Origin of the sequence: Faecalicatena contorta, from assembly GCF_003149105.1 — a bacterium.
In the GTDB taxonomy this organism is placed as follows: Bacteria; Bacillota; Clostridia; order Lachnospirales; family Lachnospiraceae; genus Muricomes; species Muricomes contortus_C.
Genome location: NZ_QGDS01000001.1, coordinates 378125 through 398507, shown reverse-complemented (window position 1 = coordinate 398507; position 20383 = coordinate 378125). Strand labels below are relative to the sequence as shown.

At 43.4% G+C, this 20383-nt stretch carries 22 protein-coding genes; 2 read left to right on the top strand and 20 right to left on the bottom strand.

The window, feature by feature from the left end; all coding sequences use genetic code 11:
- Positions 1-12: 12 nt before the first annotated feature.
- The 17 genes from A8805_RS01950 to A8805_RS01870 all read right to left on the bottom strand — a co-directional run bounded on the left by A8805_RS01950 (position 13) and on the right by A8805_RS01870 (position 15328).
- Positions 13-903 (bottom strand): polyprenyl synthetase family protein, encoded by an 891-nt coding sequence (locus A8805_RS01950; protein ID WP_109708515.1) that lies wholly within the window; start codon positions 901-903, stop codon positions 13-15.
- A complete protein-coding gene (gene xseB, locus A8805_RS01945; protein ID WP_109708514.1) occupies positions 893-1105 on the bottom strand; it encodes an exodeoxyribonuclease VII small subunit in 213 nt (70 codons plus the stop codon). The genes A8805_RS01950 and xseB overlap by 11 nt, the downstream gene beginning before the upstream one ends.
- 1 nt (position 1106) lies before the next feature.
- The gene (xseA, locus tag A8805_RS01940) at positions 1107-2330 is read right to left on the bottom strand and encodes an exodeoxyribonuclease VII large subunit (RefSeq protein ID WP_109708513.1); all 1224 of its coding nucleotides are present in this window, start codon (positions 2328-2330) and stop codon (positions 1107-1109) included.
- 49 nt (positions 2331-2379) lie between these two features.
- Complete coding sequence (gene nusB, locus A8805_RS01935; RefSeq protein WP_109708512.1) at positions 2380-2784, bottom strand: transcription antitermination factor NusB; 405 nt, start codon at positions 2782-2784, stop codon at positions 2380-2382.
- 193 nt (positions 2785-2977) lie between these two features.
- Complete coding sequence (locus A8805_RS01930; RefSeq protein WP_109708511.1) at positions 2978-3361, bottom strand: Asp23/Gls24 family envelope stress response protein; 384 nt, start codon at positions 3359-3361, stop codon at positions 2978-2980.
- Positions 3362-3434: 73 nt separating this feature from the next.
- Positions 3435-5027, bottom strand: coding sequence for a peptide chain release factor 3 (locus A8805_RS01925; protein WP_109708510.1), 1593 nt, complete (start codon positions 5025-5027; stop codon positions 3435-3437).
- A gap of 125 nt (positions 5028-5152) precedes the next feature.
- Complete coding sequence (locus A8805_RS01920; protein ID WP_109708509.1) at positions 5153-5785, bottom strand: SpoIIIAH-like family protein; 633 nt, start codon at positions 5783-5785, stop codon at positions 5153-5155.
- Between the two features lie 14 nt (positions 5786-5799).
- Positions 5800-6405: a stage III sporulation protein AG gene (locus A8805_RS01915; RefSeq protein WP_109708508.1), complete on the bottom strand. Its 606-nt coding sequence runs from the start codon at positions 6403-6405 to the stop codon at positions 5800-5802.
- Positions 6395-6766: a stage III sporulation protein AF gene (locus A8805_RS01910; RefSeq protein ID WP_109708507.1), complete on the bottom strand. Its 372-nt coding sequence runs from the start codon at positions 6764-6766 to the stop codon at positions 6395-6397. The genes A8805_RS01915 and A8805_RS01910 overlap by 11 nt, the downstream gene beginning before the upstream one ends.
- Before the next feature lie 24 nt (positions 6767-6790).
- Positions 6791-8029: a stage III sporulation protein AE gene (locus A8805_RS01905; protein WP_109708506.1), complete on the bottom strand. Its 1239-nt coding sequence runs from the start codon at positions 8027-8029 to the stop codon at positions 6791-6793.
- Positions 8026-8412, bottom strand: coding sequence for a SpoIIIAC/SpoIIIAD family protein (locus tag A8805_RS01900; RefSeq protein WP_109708505.1), 387 nt, complete (start codon positions 8410-8412; stop codon positions 8026-8028). The genes A8805_RS01905 and A8805_RS01900 overlap by 4 nt, the downstream gene beginning before the upstream one ends.
- Before the next feature lie 38 nt (positions 8413-8450).
- The gene (gene spoIIIAC / locus A8805_RS01895) at positions 8451-8645 is read right to left on the bottom strand and encodes a stage III sporulation protein AC (protein ID WP_109708504.1); all 195 of its coding nucleotides are present in this window, start codon (positions 8643-8645) and stop codon (positions 8451-8453) included.
- An 18-nt stretch (positions 8646-8663) separates the two neighbouring features.
- A complete protein-coding gene (locus A8805_RS01890; protein WP_109708503.1) occupies positions 8664-9182 on the bottom strand; it encodes a stage III sporulation protein AB in 519 nt (172 codons plus the stop codon).
- On the bottom strand, positions 9167-10111 hold the full coding sequence (spoIIIAA, locus tag A8805_RS01885; RefSeq protein WP_109708502.1) for a stage III sporulation protein AA: 945 nt from the start codon (positions 10109-10111) through the stop codon (positions 9167-9169). The genes A8805_RS01890 and spoIIIAA overlap by 16 nt, the downstream gene beginning before the upstream one ends.
- A gap of 322 nt (positions 10112-10433) precedes the next feature.
- The gene (locus A8805_RS01880; protein WP_109708501.1) at positions 10434-12521 is read right to left on the bottom strand and encodes a polyribonucleotide nucleotidyltransferase; all 2088 of its coding nucleotides are present in this window, start codon (positions 12519-12521) and stop codon (positions 10434-10436) included.
- A gap of 238 nt (positions 12522-12759) precedes the next feature.
- Complete coding sequence (gene rpsO, locus A8805_RS01875; RefSeq protein WP_109708500.1) at positions 12760-13026, bottom strand: 30S ribosomal protein S15; 267 nt, start codon at positions 13024-13026, stop codon at positions 12760-12762.
- A gap of 148 nt (positions 13027-13174) precedes the next feature.
- Positions 13175-15328 (bottom strand): methyl-accepting chemotaxis protein, encoded by a 2154-nt coding sequence (locus A8805_RS01870; protein WP_109708499.1) that lies wholly within the window; start codon positions 15326-15328, stop codon positions 13175-13177.
- A 358-nt stretch (positions 15329-15686) separates the two neighbouring features.
- Here A8805_RS01870 and A8805_RS01865 point away from each other — a divergent pair, with 358 nt between their 5' ends.
- Together A8805_RS01865 and aroA are read left to right on the top strand one after the other, a co-directional pair.
- The gene (locus A8805_RS01865; RefSeq protein WP_181392712.1) at positions 15687-16784 is read left to right on the top strand and encodes a prephenate dehydrogenase; all 1098 of its coding nucleotides are present in this window, start codon (positions 15687-15689) and stop codon (positions 16782-16784) included.
- A 24-nt stretch (positions 16785-16808) separates the two neighbouring features.
- On the top strand, positions 16809-18101 hold the full coding sequence (gene aroA / locus A8805_RS01860; RefSeq protein ID WP_109708498.1) for a 3-phosphoshikimate 1-carboxyvinyltransferase: 1293 nt from the start codon (positions 16809-16811) through the stop codon (positions 18099-18101).
- Between the two features lie 137 nt (positions 18102-18238).
- On the opposite strand, the gene folK is transcribed toward aroA, so the two are convergent.
- The 3 genes from folK to A8805_RS01845 are packed head-to-tail and all read right to left on the bottom strand — an operon-like array spanning position 18239 to position 20381.
- Positions 18239-19063, bottom strand: a complete 825-nt coding sequence (gene folK / locus A8805_RS01855; protein ID WP_109708497.1) for a 2-amino-4-hydroxy-6-hydroxymethyldihydropteridine diphosphokinase — start codon at positions 19061-19063, stop codon at positions 18239-18241.
- A gap of 2 nt (positions 19064-19065) precedes the next feature.
- On the bottom strand, positions 19066-19881 hold the full coding sequence (gene folP / locus A8805_RS01850) for a dihydropteroate synthase (RefSeq protein WP_109708496.1): 816 nt from the start codon (positions 19879-19881) through the stop codon (positions 19066-19068).
- A gap of 17 nt (positions 19882-19898) precedes the next feature.
- Complete coding sequence (locus A8805_RS01845) at positions 19899-20381, bottom strand: HD domain-containing protein (RefSeq protein ID WP_109708495.1); 483 nt, start codon at positions 20379-20381, stop codon at positions 19899-19901.
- Between the last annotated feature and the right edge of the window lie 2 nt (positions 20382-20383).

Below are 20383 nucleotides of genomic sequence, written 5' to 3'. Positions count from 1 at the left end.
AAGGAGACCTCCCTATTTGTCTCTATCTATCAGTGATTCCAATAATTGGGGAAGATATTCGTCCTTCGGCTTCAGACTCATAAGAAGCTGTACTGCCTCATGAGAAATTTTCTCAACCAGTGCCTTTGCTTCTTCAAGCCCCTTCCAGGTGACATAGGTGGTCTTTTCATTTTTTTCGTCGCTGTGTATTGGTTTTCCCAGAACTTCCTCGGTGCTTGTTACATCAAGGATATCATCCTGAATCTGGAAAGCCAGACCTATCTTTCCTGCAATTGCTTCTACTGCGTCTACCTGTTTTGCATCTGCACCTGCAAGAATTGCCCCAATCATCATAGATGCCTCAATCAGGGCACCTGTTTTCAGTTTGTAAATGAAATCCAGTTTTTCCCCGGATATGACCTCCCCGGCAGACTTCACATCTACCACCTGTCCGCCAATCATTCCATAAATGCCGGCCTTTGACGACAGAATCTGAATTGCCTTTCCTATCCGGCAGCTCTGCTCCGGCTCTATATCAAAAGCTTTTGCTGCCGTTTCAAAAGCACAGTTAAGCAGTGCGTCACCGGCCAGAATCCCCATATCTTCACCGTACACAATATGCGTTGTCTTTCTTCCCCTGCGGTAATCATCATTATCCATAGCAGGCAGATCATCGTGAACCAAAGAATAGGTATGAATCATCTCTATAGCTGCCATAAAAGGCTCAATCACCTGGCTCTTTCCGCCCAAGAGTCCATAAGTCTCCTGCATCAGCATAGGGCGGATACGTTTGCCCCCTGCCATCAGGCTGTATTCCATAGCTTCCATAATGACTGCCTGGTAACCTTCCGGCTTTGGAAGATAGGCACGCAGTACATTTTCAATTGCTTCTACTTTTCTTTGATATGTTTCCTTAAAATTCATGGGCCTCTCCATCCTCGTCCAGTATCTGTACTTTCTTTTCTACAGTATCTATCGTTGTATTACACTGTTTTAATAGGTTCATCCCTTTCTGATAGAGTTGGAAGGATTCCTCCAGGGTAACTTCTTCTCTCTCCAGCCTGGAAATCACGCCCTCCAGACCTTCGAACAACTCTTCTAAAGAAGGGGTATTCTCATTCTGCATTTTATTCTCCTGCTCTGCCACCTGGCTTCACCTCCGTCATACTTTTTACTTCTGCCTCCATGTATCCATCCGTCACATAAGCCTGTATTATGTCTCCAGGAGAAACCTGTTTCACAGATTTAATATTTTCTCCTTTTGCTCCTTCTATATAAGAATAACCATGATTTAACTTTTCTAACGGTGAAAGACCTTTTATCTGCTCCAAATATAGTGCAAACTGGTGTTTTTTTTCCTCCAGGCTGCGTTTCATCAGCATCCGCAGCTTCTGTTCCATATCTGCGGCGTACTGTCTTTTCTCTATAAGTTTCTGGCGGGGATGTGCAAATCTTAGTTTCAGCGCCGCCTGTTCACTTCTCATTCTCTCTTTGGAAATCCTCTGTGTTATGGTTCTTCTCAGGCGGATTTCATATTCCCGCATAAGTCCTGCTGTCCCAAGGTATTCATAAACCGCCAGCTCCGCCGCCGCTGACGGGGTCGGTGCCCGTAAATCTGAAACATAGTCTGCAATGGTCGTGTCTGTCTCATGCCCTACGGCAGATATCACAGGTACACGGCAATGGAAAATAGCCCGGGCTACTGCTTCCTCGTTGAATGCCCATAAATCTTCCATAGAGCCTCCGCCCCGCCCCACAATCATCACATCCACACCTTTCTTTTCCAGGGTTTCAATTCCACGGACAATGCTGGATGCTGCGCCTTCTCCCTGTACAAGGGCCGGATACAGAATCAGCTGCACATAAGGATTCCTTCTGGATGCGATATTGATAATATCCCGGACTGCCGCCCCTGTGGGCGCAGTTACGATGCCGACTGTTTTGACATACTTTGGAATAGGAAGTTTGTATTCCTGGGCAAACATCCCCATCTCCTCCAGCTCCCGCTTCAGCATCTCAAATTTTTCATATAAAAGACCGGCTCCGTCCAGTATGATTTCCTTGGCATAAAGCTGATATTTGCCGTCTCTCTCATAGACACTGACTGAGCCAAGGGCAATCACCTGCTGTCCCTCCTGCATACGAAAAGAAAGCCCTGACCGTGACCCTGCAAACATCACACAGGGAATCGTGCCGGACTCGTCTTTTAAGGAGAAATAGATATGTCCTGAAGTATGATATTTGCAATTAGAAACTTCGCCTTTTACATAAATTCTATTCAGCATGAAGTCCTGGGCAAACATATTTTTAATATATGCATTTACCTGCTTTACCGTATAGACGTTACGCATAGCAGCCTCCTAAAATGAAGTTCTTTTCGCTAAGCTCGTAAGAACCTCGCTAATCACTGTCGGTCAGCTTTGCAAGTACTCCATTGACAAAAGAAGGGCCTTCCTCTCCGCTGAACCGCTTTGACAGTTCTACCGCCTCATTGATAGCTACGCCCATGGGAATATCTTCATCCCATTTCATTTCATAAACAGCAAGGCGCAGAATTGTTAAATCCACCTTATTCATACGGGTAGTTTTCCAGCCTGTTGTCTTCTCATTCAAAATTGTGTCAATCTCGGTTACTTTTTCTATCACTGCCCGTGTCTTGTTCTTTATATGCTCTTTCTCTTCCTCTGTAGCACTTTGAAGGTAATCAAGATAAAGGACCAGATGCTCCGGTATATCTTCCATATCAATAAACTCTATCTGAAACAGCATCTTAAAAATATGCTCTCTAAGTTCCCTTCTTACCATATCGGCTCCTTTCCATTCACATCCTGCCACCCCGAAGCGCGGTCGCTTTAGCGGCCATTTTCATTATGCGCGCAGCGCGGTCCCCGGTCGGGTTTTTATTTAACAGGAAAAGTACCTTCCTGTTAAATAAAAAAGGATGTCTTACGACATCCCCTATTATACTACACTTCTGCTATTGTTTGCAATGAAAAGGTTATTCCTGGCTTTCCATTTCCACACCCGCTACTTTGATGTTGACATCAGCCACTTCCAGACCGGTCATGTTTTCCACGGCATTCTTCACCTTTTCCTGTACTTTGGAAGAAATCTCCATGATGCTGTAGTTATATTTCAGGTTCAATGCCAGGGAAACGGTTACTACTCCCTCAAGCACATCTACCTTCACACCTTTTGAAAGGTTCTTCATGCCTAGTTTGCTGACCAGTTCATTCGTAATATTTCCGGCCATAGATGCCACGCCGTCAACCTCTGTGGCAGCAAGGGCAGCAATAATTGCAACTACTTCGTCCGCAATCTTTACCTCTCCCATGCTGGAATCGTTCTGTATAGTATAAGTATTTCTTTCGTCCTTTGTCATCGTAAAAACCTCCTGTTTGGATTAATTTCTTCCCATATTATAACAAATATCCACCTGTTTGAAAAGGACAATATCAAGACTGTCCGAACTCAGAGAGTTTTAAATCCTTATTTCTGTCCAGAGTCATGCGTATACTCCATTCATGTGCAAACAAAAGCAGAGGTCTGTCTTTTAAGTCCTTAATCTTCTTCATATCGGAAGTTCCTACCAGTTTATCCAGATTAATTTCCTTATTCTCAATCCAGCGGATATGTTCGTAGGGAAGGTTCTCCAGTTTAATTTCTACATTATATTCATTTTGCAGGCGGTACTTCAGCACATCAAATTGCAGGACTCCGACTACACCTACAATGATTTCCTCCATTCCGGTGTTGTATTCCTGGAATATCTGAATAGCACCTTCCTGTGCTATCTGGTTGATGCCTTTTACAAACTGCTTACGCTTCATAGTATCTACCTGGCGTACCCTGGCAAAATGCTCAGGAGCAAAAGTAGGAATTCCTTCATAAGTGAACTTGTCCTTTGAAGTGGTCAGCGTATCCCCAATGGAAAAAATCCCCGGGTCAAATACGCCGATAATATCTCCGCCGTAAGCGGTTTCAATCATCTTTCTCTCACTGGCCATCATTTGCTGAGGCTGGGAAAGCCGTACATCCTTTCCTCCTTGAATATGATATACAGGCATACCGGCTTCAAACATGCCTGAACAGATTCTCATAAAAGCAATTCTATCTCTGTGTGCCTTATTCATATTTGCCTGAATCTTGAATACAAAAGCGGAGAAATCCTTTTCTGTCATTGGATCTATCTCCCCCTGGTCAGACATTCTGGGAAGCGGAGAACTGGTCATTGCCAGAAAATGTTTCAGAAAGGTTTCAACGCCAAAGTTTGTAAGCGCGGAACCAAAGAAAACCGGTGAGAGCTCTCCCTGGCTGACCAGCTCCTGATCAAACTCCGCAGCAGCGCCGTCCAAAAGCTCTATCTCCTCTTCCAGCGTGACACGTGCTTGCGTATCAAGTATCCAGTCCAGTTCCGGATTATTAGCATCAAGCTTCTTCACTTCCCCCACAGAGGTTCCTTTATGTGTGTCTGAAAACAACTCTACTTCCTTTTTCTGTCTGTCATACACTCCTTTAAATTCCTTACCTGAGCCAATAGGCCAGTTCATCGGACATGTTGCGATGCCCAGCTCCTTTTCAATATCGTCCAGCAGATCAAAGGTATCCTTTGCTTCTCTATCCATTTTATTAATGAACGTGAAAATCGGGATATGCCTCATCACACATACCTTAAATAATTTGCGGGTCTGTGCTTCCACTCCCTTAGACGCATCAATTACCATTACCGCCGAGTCTGCAGCCATCAGTGTCCGGTAGGTATCTTCGGAGAAATCCTGATGTCCCGGCGTATCCAGGATATTGATGCAGTATCCGCCGTAATGAAACTGCAATACGGAAGAAGTAACAGAAATACCTCTCTCCTTCTCGATTTCCATCCAGTCTGAAACTGCATGTTTTGCTGTTGCTTTTCCCTTTACAGAGCCGGCATGATTGATTGCCCCCCCATAAAGCAAAAACTTTTCAGTCAGGGTGGTTTTACCGGCATCCGGGTGGGAAATAATGGCAAACGTCCTTCTTTTCTTTATTTCATTTGTAATCTCTGACATATTTATAATCTCCAGTCTTCATTTAGCATACTAAGTAAGTTTATCATAAGACGAAATCTGCCGCAATTAGTTACTGGAAATATTCTGCCCATTTTCCCAAAAATATTCTTTTCCAGAGTATCTTTTTACTCTCCGCCTGTTATTTCTCCTTCACTGATAGGCGTAATAACAACATTTTCCGGTGCAATACTGGTCTTTCTTGTTACAATATCTTCAATTTGTGCACGGTTGGCATCTGTCAGTTCCGCACTCTTTACAACGATATCTGCAGAATCGGCTGTTAAGCTTACCACAGCTTCTGAAAATCCTTTTGATGCCATCAGTGTCTCAATTGTTACTTCCTGCTCGGATAACTGTGTCATCTGTACCATCTGTGCAATCGCATCCTGTTTTTCTGCATCACTGATGTTTGTATTATCAATGATAGCCTGTAAGGTTTCCTTATTCTGGGCACGTACCTGTTCTCTGGCTACTTTAGCCTGTGCTACAGTTTTATCTGTTCCGCTGCTTGTCAATACTGCTTCTCCTGGTGTTCCATCCACCTCGGAATCCGTACTTGCTATATCCCCGGTGCCTGTTTCCAGGTCTTCCTCCGATATATCCAGTAGCTCCTTATTCGCCAGCTCTGCATTTGCCTCTGTAGAACTTTTCTCTGACTGTCCGAACAGCCGGCCTGAATAATTCAGGTATCCGGCAATGGCAATCATAATTGCCAGGGTAGTAATGATGATCTGATTTTTCTTAAATAAACGCTTCACTTGGAATCCTCCTTTTATGTATCAGTCCTTTTCATTATTTTTATTTTATGCGCCTCTACACCGAATAATGCCTGGATTGCTTCCGTAATATTCTGCACCACTACTGCATTATCCCCGCCCTGTGCAATGACAATCACACCCTCAATATCCGGTGTCAGCTCTTTACTTACATAGGGAGATTGGGAACCGTCAGAAGACTGCTCATAGATACTTGTTTTATCTGCCGTGTTATCCCGGACAGACCGTGTCCCACCGGAACTGTCCTCTTCCTCCGTAGTTTGGCTGCTGCTTTGCTGGTCCTTTTCTACGACCTTCTGACCGGAGGATTTCAACGTAATCATTACTTCGGCTTTTCCAACTCCCTGCACATATTCTAAAGCCCTGGAAATGCGTTTTTCCAGATACTGCTCATACTCCTCATCAAAATTGGGGTTAGAAGTGCCGGTACTCCCCGGACTGTCAGCATTTCCTGTGATGTCCGCCGTTTTTTTATCTGATGTTGGAATTACAATTACGACAAGCAGAATCCCCACAAGCAGAAGAATTAAAAGCTGGTTTTTTCCGGGGAGCCTGTTTTTATCTTTTAGCTGCCTTAATATTTCTTTCCATTTATTCTCCAATTTGAATGTCCTCCACTTTTATCTCATTAGAGGTATCCTCTGTCTCTTGCTCCCCTCCTGTATGATATTGGTATTCATTGGGAAGGAAGTCCAGAATATCCAAATCTTCAAAATATTTTTGCTGTTTTTCAATATCTTCCTTTGACATTTCATACTCTTTGCTGTGATACAGCTTATAAAACTGCTTTTCAATTCCGGTGAGCTTTAAGATTGGTGTCAGCATCAGCAGTATCATAACCATTCCGGAAAAAAACTGAACATATTTTTTATATCCCTTTCCAGGTATGATCTGAAGCACTGCTGTGACAATTACAAGAAAAAATGCCAGGTTTTGGATCCAGTCATATAAATAATCAAACATTCCTCTTCCCCTCTATCTTCCGGGTTAAGTGGTGGTAGCAGTTACAACTGCGATTGTCAGCAGAAATAATACTCCTGTTGAAAATACCACTTTTACAAGAAGCTCATACCCTTCACTCACACTACTGATACAGTTTGTAATCCTTTTATCAGAAACAGGCTGGACCAAGGCTGCCGCCAGTTTATACATCAGCATCATAAAAACAACCTGTAAAATAGGTACCGCACAGATGGAAATTAGTATGACTGCCCCTGCCATCCCAATCCCGTTTTTAATTAGTACGGCAGTACCCAATACCACATCTGCAACTCCTCCGATTGCATTTCCAATTCCCGGTATGGCCTGGGCGGTCCTTGTCAGGGCGCTGCGCCTTAATGCATCAATGGCAGGTGCAAGCATACCCTGAATGATATTAATTCCAATTACAAGAGTAACCAGTGTTTTCAGAATCCAGGAAACCAGCTTTTTTAAAAGCTCTGCAAATTGGGACAGATACTCCTCTTCTGCCAGGTAATTCATCACCTGTACCATGATATAAATATTGACGATTGGCAGGAGGAACCGTAAAATCAAAGCCTCCGCCACATAAATTAAAAATAATACGATGTTATAAAAAATCAGTGAGCTGCTGCTTCCTGATGCAATCGCTACCGCAAGAAAATAGCTTGGACACAGTACCCTCATAAAATCCAGCAGTACTTCCAATTGTCCCTCAATTCCTTCCATTGCAATCCGAAATGCATTGAGGCACATTGTAATCAAAAGCATATACAAAACATAAAAGCTAATTTCTGATACCTGTTTGTTTTGAAAGGCATTGGAAAAGTTTGTAAAAACAGCAGCTATAATTGCGATTAGGAGCATATAGACCAGATTTTGCCTGTTATGTTTGAATTCATAAAAAAACCGGTCCGATATAAACTGTATAATCTCTTTTCCCGCATTTTCTCCATCTCCCTGTATTAGGGAGGATACCAATTCCTGAAAGCTAAGCTTTTTCTCCGGGAATATTTTTTTCAGACTGTCATCTATTTCTGCAAAATCAAATTCCGAGAACAGTTTATTTTCTGTTTCAGTCTCAACTGCATCATAGTCCACCTCATCCAAGGCCTGTACCTCATCAGAGGCTGTCTCCTGCCCGGATTCATTACCGGTGGCATGCACAGTCATACAAGTCCCCCAAAAAGCACCTAAAAGCAGAGCCATAAAAATCAGAGGAATTAAAATGACACGGCCATATAATTTTCTTTTTTCTCTCTTCATGCCAAAAACTCCCGGATTGTTTCTAAAAGAGCAAGTAATACAGGCATTCCAAGGGCCAGTATGGTCAGCTTGCTGAAGATTTCAATTTGTACAGCTATTGTCTGATAGCCTGCATCCTTACAAACGCTGGAAGAGAACTCAGCAATATAAGTAATCCCCACCATTTTCAGCATGGTAGCAATGTAACTTGTATCAATTTTAATGAATTGGTTCACTTGGGCCACGGCTTTTACGAATAACTCCAGCCTGTCTACAATACATGCAAAAATAAGAATACTAATTGCCACGCTCATGTAAACCCCATATTCTGATTTTCCGCTTTTAAGCTGTATAGACAAAAGGGCACCTATTACACCGATCGCCCCTATCTGAATCATGCTCATAGAATATTGCTCCTTTCAAAACTGCCGCCGGAAAACATCTATAGGGAAAATAATTGTTTAATAGAAGTGAATAAATCATATATGTAAGGCAGTACCCATGATAATACAAGTATCAATCCTGCAAAGCTGGCGAGAAACGCATGTTCGTCCCGTCCGCTGTGCTTGAGCACCTGGCTTAAAATAGAAACCAGTATCCCGACTGCCGCAATTTTAAATATTAGATTTATGGTCATGGAAGCCTCCCGTTTACGTCAAATTAGTATGACAACCAGAAAAATTCCCCCCATCACACCAAGACAGTTGCCAATTCTTTTCTTTGCTGCCATCCCTTCTCTCACTTTTTCTATTTCCAGCTCCAGTCTGTTCAAATAAAGCTGCATTGTTTTGCTTGAAGTATCTCCGTCCAACTGGCCCAAGAAAGTTCCCAGTTCTTTTAATTGAATAGAATGTACACTTTTTAAGCGAAGTTCACATAGGTATTTGTCTATGGACCTGTTCCATATCTTGGAAAATCCATTCTCTTCCCGGGCTTCAACCTGCCGTTCCATAGCCCTGAGCCAGGTCCGGTATGGTTCTTTTACCCTCATAGAAACTCTTCCAAACACCTCACCAAGAGGGGCATTGGAGTATTCCATCTCACCTTTCAGCATATACACAATATGGCGGATATATAAAAGCTTTTCCAAATACCGCTGCAATTCCGTCCCATATACAACGCCTGCACCTGTAGTTGCAGCAATAATCAACAGGCTGCCTATAAATCTTTGCATAACAGGCTCCCCCGTTCATCATAAACTGCCCGGATTTCTCCGGGGGTTCTCTCATTTCCCAGTATAATATAACGTTCAAACCTGCGTTCCCGAATCAGTTTTCCCAACACAGGCTTATCCGTAGCTTCATCCATAGACATTCCATGTACACTTGCAATCATCTTACAGCCGCACTGCATGGCATATTCAATGGCATGGATATCCTCGGGGGACCCAATTTCATCTACTGCTATGACCTGAGGTGCCATAGAGCGTATCAGCATAATCATTCCCTCTGCCTTAGGGCAGCCATCTAATATGTCCGTACGCATCCCCAATTGATTTTGGGGAATTCCCAGATAACATCCGCCAATCTCAGAGCGTTCATCCACCACTCCCACGGTGCAGCCTTTGGTATACATATTTCCGTCAGATATCTGGCGTATCAAATCACGGATTAATGTTGTCTTCCCGCAGCGGGGCGGCGAAATCACCAGTGTATGGCATACCTGTCGGTTCTTTGTAATAAAAGGCATTACCCTGTCCGCGCATCCCAGAACCTCATGGGACATTCTTACATTTACAGACGAAATATATTGCAGATTTTTCACCTTATTACCTTCCAGTATTGCTTTTCCCATCATACCCACACGATGTCCTCCTTCAATCGTAATAAATCCCTGTCTCATCTCCTGTTCATAAGCGTAAAGGGAGTAATGGCTGATATATTCCAAAGTCTCTCTAACTTCCTCCTTAGTAACTAAATGCCCCTGCTCCTGTCCTGACGGCAGAAGCCGTTCCTCATTGTTATATACCAGGCTGAGAGGCTTCCCAATCCTCATTCGAATCTCCTGTACTTTCCTAAAATCAAGTCCCTCCGCTTCTACAACAGCCCGGACAGACTTTGCAAGCACCTGGAGCACTTGCTGTTCTCTGCTTTCTATATTCATCTTGTCCACCTCTTTAAACAATATATGTAGACATCTTGAAAATATGCCTGTAAATGATTTGCGCGGAGAAGATGGATTTTTGGCGGTTGTAATTGCCGGTTAGGAAAAAATTTGTTACAATAAATGCATTATTCCAGTGAAGAACTTTCCGCACAAGCCAGTGTACTTGATAACCTGACAAAACAATTTAAATTGTCTTAAAAATTTTCTTATAGCGGTTTTTTCATTGTATTTATACATGCCAGAATTTATACAAAAAACCCTCCCCAAGGCACTTCGAAAGTACCTTGAGGAGGGTTTATCTCATATGACCGGCAGCTTTTTATTCTGCTACATCTCTCATACTGAAACTAAATCTTCCCATTTTATCTTTACCCATACATACGACTTTCACTACATCGCCCAGTTTGAGTACATCTTCTACCTTATTTACTCTTTCTTTGGAAATTTTAGAAATGTGTACCATTCCTTCTTTTCCAGGCGCAAATTCTAAAAATGCACCAAATTCTTTGATACTGATTACCTTTCCTTCAAATACCTGCCCGGCCTCGAAGTCCGTAGTAATTGTTACGATGATTTTTGCTGCGTTATCCATGTTCTCTTTGTCTGTTCCACAGATAGATACAGCACCATCGTCTGTAATATCTATTTTCACACCAGTCTGCTCAATAATGGCGTTAATGGTCTTTCCTCGCTGCCCTACCACATCACCAATTTTCTGAGGATCAATCTGCATCTGCATAATCTTCGGTGCAAATTGTCCAACCTCTGCTCTTGGTTCTGCGATAGCTTTGTTCATGACTTCATCTAAGATATAAGTCCTTGCTTTCTTGGTAGATGCGATTGCTTCTTCAATAATCTGTCTTGTCAGTCCATGAATCTTGATATCCATCTGGATAGCTGTGATACCTTTGTGAGTACCGGCTACTTTAAAGTCCATGTCTCCGAAGAAATCTTCCAGCCCCTGAATATCTGTAAGAACTAAATAATCATCATCTGTATCTCCTGTCACCAGGCCCGCAGAGATACCTGCTACTGCTGCTTTAATCGGTACACCGGCAGCCATCAGGGACATACTGGATGCACAGATACTTGCCTGTGAGGTGGAACCATTAGACTCAAAAGTCTCTGATACCGTACGGATTGCATAAGGAAATTCTGCTTCACTAGGCAATACAGGTATCAGTGCCTTTTCAGCAAGTGCGCCATGCCCGATTTCACGGCGTCCCGGTCCTCTGGATGGTCTGGTCTCCCCTACAGAATAAGACGGGAAATTATAGTGATGCATGTATCGTTTGGAAGTTTCTGCTTCATCCAGTCCGTCAATTCTTTGTGCATCAGATAAAGGCGCCAGTGTGGTTATAGTACAAATCTGAGTCTGTCCACGGGTAAACATTGCAGCACCGTGTACCCTGGGAATCAAATCGATCTCTGCATCTAAAGCACGGAGCTGGTCGATTGCACGGCCGTCAGGACGCTTGTGGTCTTTTAAAATCATCTTTCTGACAGTCTTTTTCTGGTACTGGTATACGGCTTCATCCAATACAGACATCCATTCTCCGTTTTCGGCAAATGCTTTTTCAAGTCTGTCTTTGATGACACGGATATTCTCTTCTCTTACCTGTTTCTCATCTGTAAAAACAGCTTCTTCCATCTCAGAAGGGGGTACGATTTCTTTGATTGCTGCGAACAACTCTTCCGGCACTGCACAGCTCTCGTAAGAATGTTTCTCCTTTCCACATTCTGCAACAATTGTCTCGATAAAAGCAATAACCTGCTGATTCATCTCATGTGCTGCAAAAATGGCATCTATCATCTGAGCCTCCGGCACTTCATTGGCACCGGCTTCAATCATAATTACTTTTTCTTTTGTAGAAGCGACTGTAAGTGTAAGATCTGAAACTTCTTTTTGTGAAGCAGTAGGATTGAACACAAACTCTCCGTTTACCAATCCTACCTGTGTTGTAGAAGTCGGTCCATCGAAAGGAATATCAGAAATACTTGTAGCAATAGCTGCTCCAAGCATTGCTGTCAGCTCAGGACTGCAATCCTGATCCACAGACATAACCAGATTCTCCAAAGTTACGTCATTTCTGTAATCCTTTGGGAACAAAGGTCTCATCGGCCTGTCAATAACACGGCAGGTAAGAACCGCATTCTCAGATGCCTTTCCCTCTCTCTTATTAAAGCCTCCCGGAATTTTGCCTACGGCGTACAGTCTTTCATTATATTCCACACTGAGAGGGAAGAAATCAATCCCTTCTCTTGGTTTTTCGGATGCTGTTGCCGTACAAAGCACCGTTGTATCTCCATAGTGCATCAATACAGCACCATTTGCCTGTTTGCCGACTCTGTCCACGTCTACCCGCAGAGTTCTGCCGGCCAGTTCCATTTCAAATTTTTTAAACATATTTGTCTCCTTTAAAATACAATTATTCGGACAGGAGACTCCGAAACTACTGAAAAACACATTAGAATCCGCTAATATCCTTTTCAGTGGTCTCGGGTGTTTCTCACCTGCCCACAACCTTAAATATTATATCATAGGAAAATCCTTTTCGCAAGCAAAGGAATCTTGGATGTTTCCTATTATATAAAAAGAGTTCCGATGCAAATTATATGCAGGCGGAACTCTAATGGATTTGAAATTATTTTCTTAATCCAAGTTTTTCAATCAAAGCACGATATCTTTCGATATCTGTCTTCTTCAGATATGCAAGCAGACCACGTCTCTGTCCTACCATTTTCAGAAGCCCCCTTCTTGAATGGTGATCTTTCGGGTTAGATTTGAAATGATCTGTCAGTTCGTTGATTCTTGCTGTCAGAATTGCAATCTGTACTTCCGGAGAACCTGTATCTCCTTCGCTTCTTGCATGCTCTGCAATGATTGCCTGTTTTTTATCCTTAGCGATCATGTTTATTTCCTCCTTTTATTTTTTGTAAAAACGCCTGACATTAAGCAACGGTTGGAGTCATCCAATTACCGAACGCCGGCTGAATTTATACTTGAGTAGTTTAACATACAATATTACTGATGTAAAGGCACTTTACATATATTTTCACTTAATATTTCCCCAAATCAGAAGTGAATGCGGTCACATCTTTATTATCTCCGGATTCATTTTCCCAATGGGAAGTCATTGAAACTTCACTATTTCTCATAGATGATTCCAATTTGAACCGCCCAACCTCTCCCCGCAGCGTAACTGCCTGGGCAGACATTTCTTCACTTGTTGCAGAGTTCTCTTCTGCAGTGGCAGCGTTGGTCTGCACTACAGCCGATACCTGAGTAAGACCCTCTTTTACTTGCTCGATTGCATCGCTCTGTTCAGCGGAAGCCTGCTCAATTTTTGTGAAGCTTTCTGTAACCTTGTCAGTACTCTCGCCTACCTCCAGCAGAATCTTTGCTGTTTCAGCCGTAATTTGAGTCCCCCTTGACACGATAGCAACAGAACTATGAATCAAATCTGCTGTCTGCTTGGCTGCCTCAGCAGATTTTGCGGCAAGGGTACGCACTTCATCTGCCACCACAGCAAAGCCTTTCCCGGCCTCTCCTGCGCGTGCTGCTTCTATAGCAGCATTCAGAGCCAGAATATTCGTCTGGAATGCGATGTCCTCAATCACCTTTGTGATATTTGCAATCTGATCTGAGGATGAGCCGATCTCCCTCATGGCATCTGTGAGCTTTATCATATGTTCATTTCCGGCAGCGACATCGGTTCCGGTCTTCGTTACATATTGAGTTGCTGTTCTAACATGCTCCGCGTTCTGTGCTGCCTGATCGGCAATACTCATAACAGAAGCACTAAGTTCTTGTATGGAAGCCGCCTGCTCTGTTGACCCTGCGGCCAGTGCCTGAGCTCCTTGTGAAACCTGATCTGCTCCCACACTAACCTGCTCAGCAGTGTCATTAATGAGATGCAGCGCATGATTTAAGGAGGAGGAGATGTCTCCAAAAGCCATCTTGATAGATGCAAACTCACCTACATAGTCTTCTTCAAGATGAATACGCATATCCCCCCGTGCCATAGCCTCTAGTGTACGGGTAATTTCACCGATGTATGCAGTATATCTGCGCAGCTGAACAACGGTACGGTTCATCGCTTCACCCATTTGGCCGGTCTCATCTGCAGAACTTGCGTCTACACTAATATCCAGGTTACCTTCCGCAATCAAGTTCGCCGTGTTGGTAAGCTTTTTCATCGGAGTAACAATCTGTTTTGAAATCAACAAGACGATGATTACAACAACAATTAACGCAATGGCGAAAATAATCAGCATTGTAGTCTGAATTGCAGTATAAGCCTCATTGTATTCCGCATCCGGCAGTCCTGTGGCAACCATCCAGCCTGTTTTCCCAACGGCAGAAAGATAGCCGTGGCTGTGTGTACCTTTAGAAGTATACTGTATTTCTCCCGTTTTCTGGGACTTCACCGCGTCTTTGATATTACCGGACATATCTGTATCTGCAATATTCTGGTTAATATAGTCAGCAACGGGATGATGGATTACCTGACCTCCGGCAGTTGCCAGAATAAAATAACCGGTTTCCCCTAAAGTATAAGAGGACATCACCTCCCCAAGCTTATCCAGTGTAAAATCTACGCCGGCCGCCCCAGCAATTTCTGTGGTGCCTGATTTATATACCGGAGCAATAACACTTACTATATGTTTCTTCGTAACGGTGTCTTCATATGGCTCTGTTATAATCGTTTTGCCGGCAGACTGAATCTCTGAAAACCAGGGACGGCTGTGAACATCCCAACTGTCATCAGAAAAGAATCCGCTGTCATCCGTCAGCTGGCTTGTATCCACATCTGCAATCCAAACAGATAGAAGAGAGTCACTATTGGCATCCTTTACTGCTTCCAGAGTTTTTTTTACCGACAAAAAGCTCTGGGCATCTGCCATTTTCACACTTCCTGAAGCTTCCTGAAAAAGAGTTCCCATTTCACTGTTCTGAGCCAGGGAATCTGCCATCTCAAAGTATTTGACAAAATAGCTGTTGATATCATTGGAAGCTGATTGTGACTGGGCATTCAGTTCACTGTTTCTGAGCTCAATTACGGAACTAGCGGTAATCTTCATAACAATAAGAATCAGAACAACAAATGAAAGAACAACCATTCCCCCTATATACATTAAAATCTTAGTAGAAATACTTCGAAATCCCTTTCTTTTTCCCGCCTTCCCCTTCTCTTTCCTTTTCTTCTCCATGTTGAAAAGCTCCTTTCAAAATGATTTAGTACGCTACTCTCATCCAGATTGTACATGTTACACATGTATTGTTGCGATTCATTCTATCACTAAACTTGGTATAGTTCAATAAATATTTCGACAAATTTCGACAAAGAAATTTACGGAGTTTTATGAAAACTTCCGATGTAATAAATACGTTTATATACAAATAAAAATCATAAGTAAGTTATATTCTTTGCTGTATCCCTCTCAAATTCGAATTTACTTTTATATAGTAAGATGTTAAACTAGTTCTATCTTGGGACAAGCTCCCTGCCTCTGCAGGCGGGAGACTTGAAGATTTACATATGATTATTACGGGAAAGGAATTTGGTTTATGATGACAAAGAAAATAGGTTTTATTGGTCTGGGCCTTATCGGCGGTTCTATTGCAAAGGCAATCCGCCAGTATCATCCGGACTATGAACTTCTTGCCTTTGATAAAAGCAAGGAAACTCTGGCCCTGGCGGTCCAGGAAGGTACCATCCAGACCTCCTGCTCTACTATTGACGGAAATTTTGAGGGATGCAGCTATATTTTTCTCTGTGCCCCCATTGCATATAATACGCCTTATCTTACGCAATTAAAGGATTTTATTCATCCGGATTGTATTCTTACGGATGTGGGAAGTGTAAAGACCTCAATCCATGAGGAGGTTATCCGGCTGGGAATGGAAGAAAATTTTATCGGGGGACATCCTATGGCTGGTTCTGAAAAGAGCGGGTACCCTAATTCAAAGCCTGTTCTGATCGAGAATGCTTATTATATCCTGACGCCTTCTGCAAAGGTCCCGGATAAAAAGGTTTATGAGTACCGTAATTTTGTAGAATCGCTCAAATCACTTCCTATTATATTGGATTATAAGGAGCATGATTACATTACCGGAACTATCAGTCATCTGCCTCATATTATTGCGTCCAGTTTAGTGAATTTCGTGCGCGAGACAGATACGAAGGATGAGCTGATGAAGAATCTGGCTGCTGGTGGTTTCAAGGATATTACGAGAATTGCCTCCTCCTCTCCTATTATGTGGCAGCAAATCTGTCTCAAGAACCAGGAAAATATTTCCCGGATTCTGGGTGATTATATTGAAGTGTTAAAAAAAGCCAGGGAATCCATAGATGAAGGCTCAGAAAAAAATTTGTTCACCTTGTTCGAATCTTCCAAGGATTACCGGGATTCCATGCCCAACAGTTCTGCCGGGCCGATTAAAAAGAGTTTTGCAGTTTACTGTGACATCATTGACGAAGCCGGGGGAATCGCTACAATTGCTACTATTCTTGCAAGTAACAATATTAGTATTAAGAATATTGGCATTGTGCATAACCGTGAATTTGAGGAAGGTGTGCTTCGTATTGAGTTTTATAACGAATCCGCTGCGGCTAAAGCCGCCGAACTGCTGCAAAAATACAGATATATTGTTTATGAGGTATAACAAAGGAAGAAAGGATAACAGAATATGGAATTAACTAACATTACCGGATTAAAAGGGCAGGTCACAATCCCCGGAGATAAATCAATTTCCCACCGTTCCATTATGCTCGGCTCTATTGCAAAAGGGATTACCGAGGTACATAATTTTCTGGAAGGAGCGGACTGCCTGGCTACAATAGAGTGTTTCCGTAAGCTGGGAATCGAAATTGAGAAAAACCAGGACACTGTTGTTGTCCATGGGAAGGGACTTCATGGATTAACCCCTCCCACAGATATACTGGATGTAGGAAACAGCGGCACCACTACGAGACTCCTTGCTGGAATTCTCTGCGGACAGGAATTTGATTCTAAGATTTCAGGGGATGAGTCTTTGAATTCACGCCCTATGAAACGCATTATGGAACCGCTGACTCAGATGGGCGCCAATATTTCCAGTATTCTGCGTAACGACTGCGCTCCTCTTTATATCACTAAAGGGAAGCTTCATGGTTTTCACTATGATTCACCTATTGCTTCTGCCCAGGTGAAATCCTGTATTCTCCTGGCCGGACTTTACGCAGACGGAGAAACTTCTGTCACTGAGCCAAATCTCTCCCGCAACCATACGGAACTCATGCTCAAAGAGTTTGGGGCAGACCTTATGTCTGCACACGAACTTACGAATACCCGTACAACAGCGTCTGTCCGGCCGTGCCAGGAATTATACGGGCAGAAAATCACGGTTCCCGGGGACATCTCTTCTGCTGCATATTTTATTGCTGCCGGACTGCTCGTTCCAGATTCCGAAATATTAATCAAAGACATTGGTATCAATCCAACCCGTGCCGGTTTTCTTAAGGTGTGTGAGGACATGGGAGGAGACATTATTTTACAAAATGAACATTTCTGCGGAGGGGAAAGAGTTGCTGATATTCTTGTACGTACCAGTAATCTGCATGGTATTACGATTGAAGGAAGCATCATTCCTACATTAATCGATGAAATTCCCATCATCGCTGTTATGGCGGCTATGGCGGAAGGAACGACCATTATACGGGATGCGGAAGAATTGAAAGTTAAGGAAACCGACCGGATAGAAACCGTCACCGATAATTTAAAAGCAATGAGCTGTGATGTAACGCCAACCTTTGACGGCATGATTATAGAAGGCGGAAAGCCGCTTTTGGGAGCAACCATTCACACCCTGCTGGACCACCGGATTGCCATGGCTTTTAGCATTGCCGCACTGGTGGCAGAGGGGACAACCAACATACTGGACAGTGACTGCGTGGATGTATCCTATCCCTCCTTTTATGACACATTTGAACTGCTGCTTTAAATAGGAAAAGCACTTTCCTATTACACATAGAAACTCCCCCCCGGCACGTGGATTTCACTGCCGGAGAGGGCGTTTTTTATATCGGCCATGCTTTGGCGGAAAAGTCCGGTAAGCCCGACTACTTTGTTCTCTGATTTTTATATTTCTTCTTTTTTCAATTCTGCCAGCATTTCCAACACTGTTTTCCCGGTTCCCGGGTGGTGCTTATATGGTGCAATTTCCTGCAGCGGCTTCAACACAAAATCCCGCTTCTGCACTTCCATATGGGGAATACATAAAGTTTCAGATTCAAAAATCAAGTCATCATAAAATAGGATATCCAAGTCCAGAGTTCTCGGCCCCCAGCGGACGGTTCTTTCCCGTTTTGCCTCCTGTTCAATCTGATGCAGGGCATCCAGCAGTTCTTCCGGGGACAACAATGTTTTAAGTTCCAGGCATCCATTGAGGAAATCATCCTGCTCTACCATCCCATAAGGGGGAGTAATCAGCCAGGAGGATGTTTTTACGACCCGGCAGCCCGGAACATGATTCAGAGCCTCTGTGGCGCTGTCCAAATATTGCTGCTTATTTCCCATATTAGAGCCCAAAGCAATATAAGCGGTGTGCCACTGCCGCTTAATTTTTACGGAAACATATTCCACAGGCAGCCCTACAGGCGCCCACGGTTTTTTCACCTCCAGCTCTATCTTCTCTAAATGCCTTGTATGAAGCAGGAGTTCTTCAGCCAGACTTTCCGCTGCCCGCTCAATAAGCTGATAGGTGTGTTCCTTCATATAGGTATCTATAAACTGACTGACCTCCCCATAGTGAATGGAGGCAGTCAGATCATCGGTCTTCCCGGCATTTCTTGTATTTGTATACAGGGTGGCGCAAATGAGAAATTTCTGCCCCAGCACATTTTCCTCCGGGAATACCCCGTGATTTGCAAACACCTCTAAGTTTTCTATTTTAATCTGATCCATCTTTATACCTCATGTTTCCTCAGAATAGCCTTTGTCATTTGTATGGCACGCCTGTTTCCTTTGACATCGTGCACGCGCACAAAAGAGCATCCGTTTACAATTCCCAACACAGTTGTCACAAGAGTCCCTTCCTCTCTCTGGTCTGAGGGAAGGTCTAAAGTCAGGCCGATTACACCTTTTCTGGAGGTCCCAAGAAGGATGGGGTATTCCAGAGTCTTTAAATGGTTCAGTTTTTTGATGATTTCCAGATTCATTTCGTAGGTTTTCGCAAATCCCACCCCTGGGTCCAGAATAATCTTGTCCTTCTCAATCCCCGCATTCCTGGCCATATCCACACTCATCTGCAAATCTGCCAGTACATCCGGCAAAAAATCTTCATATTCTGCTTTTTCCCTGTTATGCATCAGACAGCAGGGTACCTGGCTTTTTGCAATCACCTCTGCCATGGTGCCATCATATTTCAGGCCCCAAATATCATTCACCAAATCTGCTCCAGCCAAAATAGCCGCTTCTGCGACTTTACTTTTATACGTATCAATAGACAGGGGCACATCAAACTCTCCTTGCAGCCTTTCCAGCACAGGCGCAATCCGCTCGATTTCCTCTTCTTCTGTAATTTGTGTGTGTCCGGGACGGGTAGATTCCCCGCCTATATCCAGGATATCCGCACCGTCCCGGACCATTTCCTGGGCATGTTTCAGGGCAGCATCTATGCGGTTGTATCTGCCGCCGTCAGAAAAAGAATCCGGCGTCACATTCAAAATTCCCATGATGTAGGTTTGATTCTCTGTGTCAAATTCTCTGTTTCCTATTTTCATATTCTCAGCACTCCTATTCAGTATTCAATCGTTGTATTCTTTTTTTCACTGCTCCAACTGCATTCTGCCTCTGCCGGACAGGAATAGCAGGCCCTGGATAATTTATCACTTTCATATAAAAGCCGTCCAAGAACTGTCATATCAGGAACAAGTCTCCGGTGTTCCAAAATCGCCTGCAGAATCACCTCTTTTTCTTCCTGAGAAAACATGCCAATGTCATTTAATATGATCTCTGCGATTTCCCTTCCCGCCATTTCATGAGGAGTGCCATCCTCATACTGCCTGAATTTCCCGATATCATGAAGTAGGGAGGCGGCATAGATGACTTCCTTTTTCAGACCCATGTCTGCCTCTAAATTGCGTATATAAGCAATGCGCGCCACATCCAGAAGATGAGTCATCTGGTGTCTGCAAAATTTCCGCTTTACTTCCGCATCTTCCAGTTTTTTATAATTTACCACATAAAGTGGATGCTGTCTGATTTTTTCCAGTGCTTCCATAT

Bases quoted from the DNA above. Each gene is read 5' to 3' on its own strand.
- A8805_RS01950 (WP_109708515.1), bottom strand. From the start codon at position 903: ATGAATTTTAAGGAAACATATCAAAGAAAAGTAGAAGCAATTGAAAAT.
- xseB (WP_109708514.1), bottom strand. From the start codon at position 1,105: ATGCAGAATGAGAATACCCCTTCTTTAGAAGAGTTGTTCGAAGGTCTG.
- xseA (WP_109708513.1), bottom strand. From the start codon at position 2,330: ATGCGTAACGTCTATACGGTAAAGCAGGTAAATGCATATATTAAAAAT.
- nusB (WP_109708512.1), bottom strand. From the start codon at position 2,784: ATGGTAAGAAGGGAACTTAGAGAGCATATTTTTAAGATGCTGTTTCAG.
- A8805_RS01930 (WP_109708511.1), bottom strand. From the start codon at position 3,361: ATGACAAAGGACGAAAGAAATACTTATACTATACAGAACGATTCCAGC.
- A8805_RS01925 (WP_109708510.1), bottom strand. From the start codon at position 5,027: ATGTCAGAGATTACAAATGAAATAAAGAAAAGAAGGACGTTTGCCATT.
- A8805_RS01910 (WP_109708507.1), bottom strand. From the start codon at position 6,766: ATGTTTGATTATTTATATGACTGGATCCAAAACCTGGCATTTTTTCTT.
- A8805_RS01905 (WP_109708506.1), bottom strand. From the start codon at position 8,029: ATGAAGAGAGAAAAAAGAAAATTATATGGCCGTGTCATTTTAATTCCT.
- A8805_RS01900 (WP_109708505.1), bottom strand. From the start codon at position 8,412: ATGAGCATGATTCAGATAGGGGCGATCGGTGTAATAGGTGCCCTTTTG.
- spoIIIAC (WP_109708504.1), bottom strand. From the start codon at position 8,645: ATGACCATAAATCTAATATTTAAAATTGCGGCAGTCGGGATACTGGTT.
- A8805_RS01890 (WP_109708503.1), bottom strand. From the start codon at position 9,182: ATGCAAAGATTTATAGGCAGCCTGTTGATTATTGCTGCAACTACAGGT.
- spoIIIAA (WP_109708502.1), bottom strand. From the start codon at position 10,111: ATGAATATAGAAAGCAGAGAACAGCAAGTGCTCCAGGTGCTTGCAAAG.
- A8805_RS01880 (WP_109708501.1), bottom strand. From the start codon at position 12,521: ATGTTTAAAAAATTTGAAATGGAACTGGCCGGCAGAACTCTGCGGGTA.
- rpsO (WP_109708500.1), bottom strand. From the start codon at position 13,026: ATGATCGCTAAGGATAAAAAACAGGCAATCATTGCAGAGCATGCAAGA.
- A8805_RS01870 (WP_109708499.1), bottom strand. From the start codon at position 15,328: ATGGAGAAGAAAAGGAAAGAGAAGGGGAAGGCGGGAAAAAGAAAGGGA.
- A8805_RS01865 (WP_181392712.1), top strand. From the start codon at position 15,687: ATGATGACAAAGAAAATAGGTTTTATTGGTCTGGGCCTTATCGGCGGT.
- aroA (WP_109708498.1), top strand. From the start codon at position 16,809: ATGGAATTAACTAACATTACCGGATTAAAAGGGCAGGTCACAATCCCC.
- folK (WP_109708497.1), bottom strand. From the start codon at position 19,063: ATGGATCAGATTAAAATAGAAAACTTAGAGGTGTTTGCAAATCACGGG.
- folP (WP_109708496.1), bottom strand. From the start codon at position 19,881: ATGAAAATAGGAAACAGAGAATTTGACACAGAGAATCAAACCTACATC.
- A8805_RS01845 (WP_109708495.1), bottom strand. From the start codon at position 20,381: ATGGAAGCACTGGAAAAAATCAGACAGCATCCACTTTATGTGGTAAAT.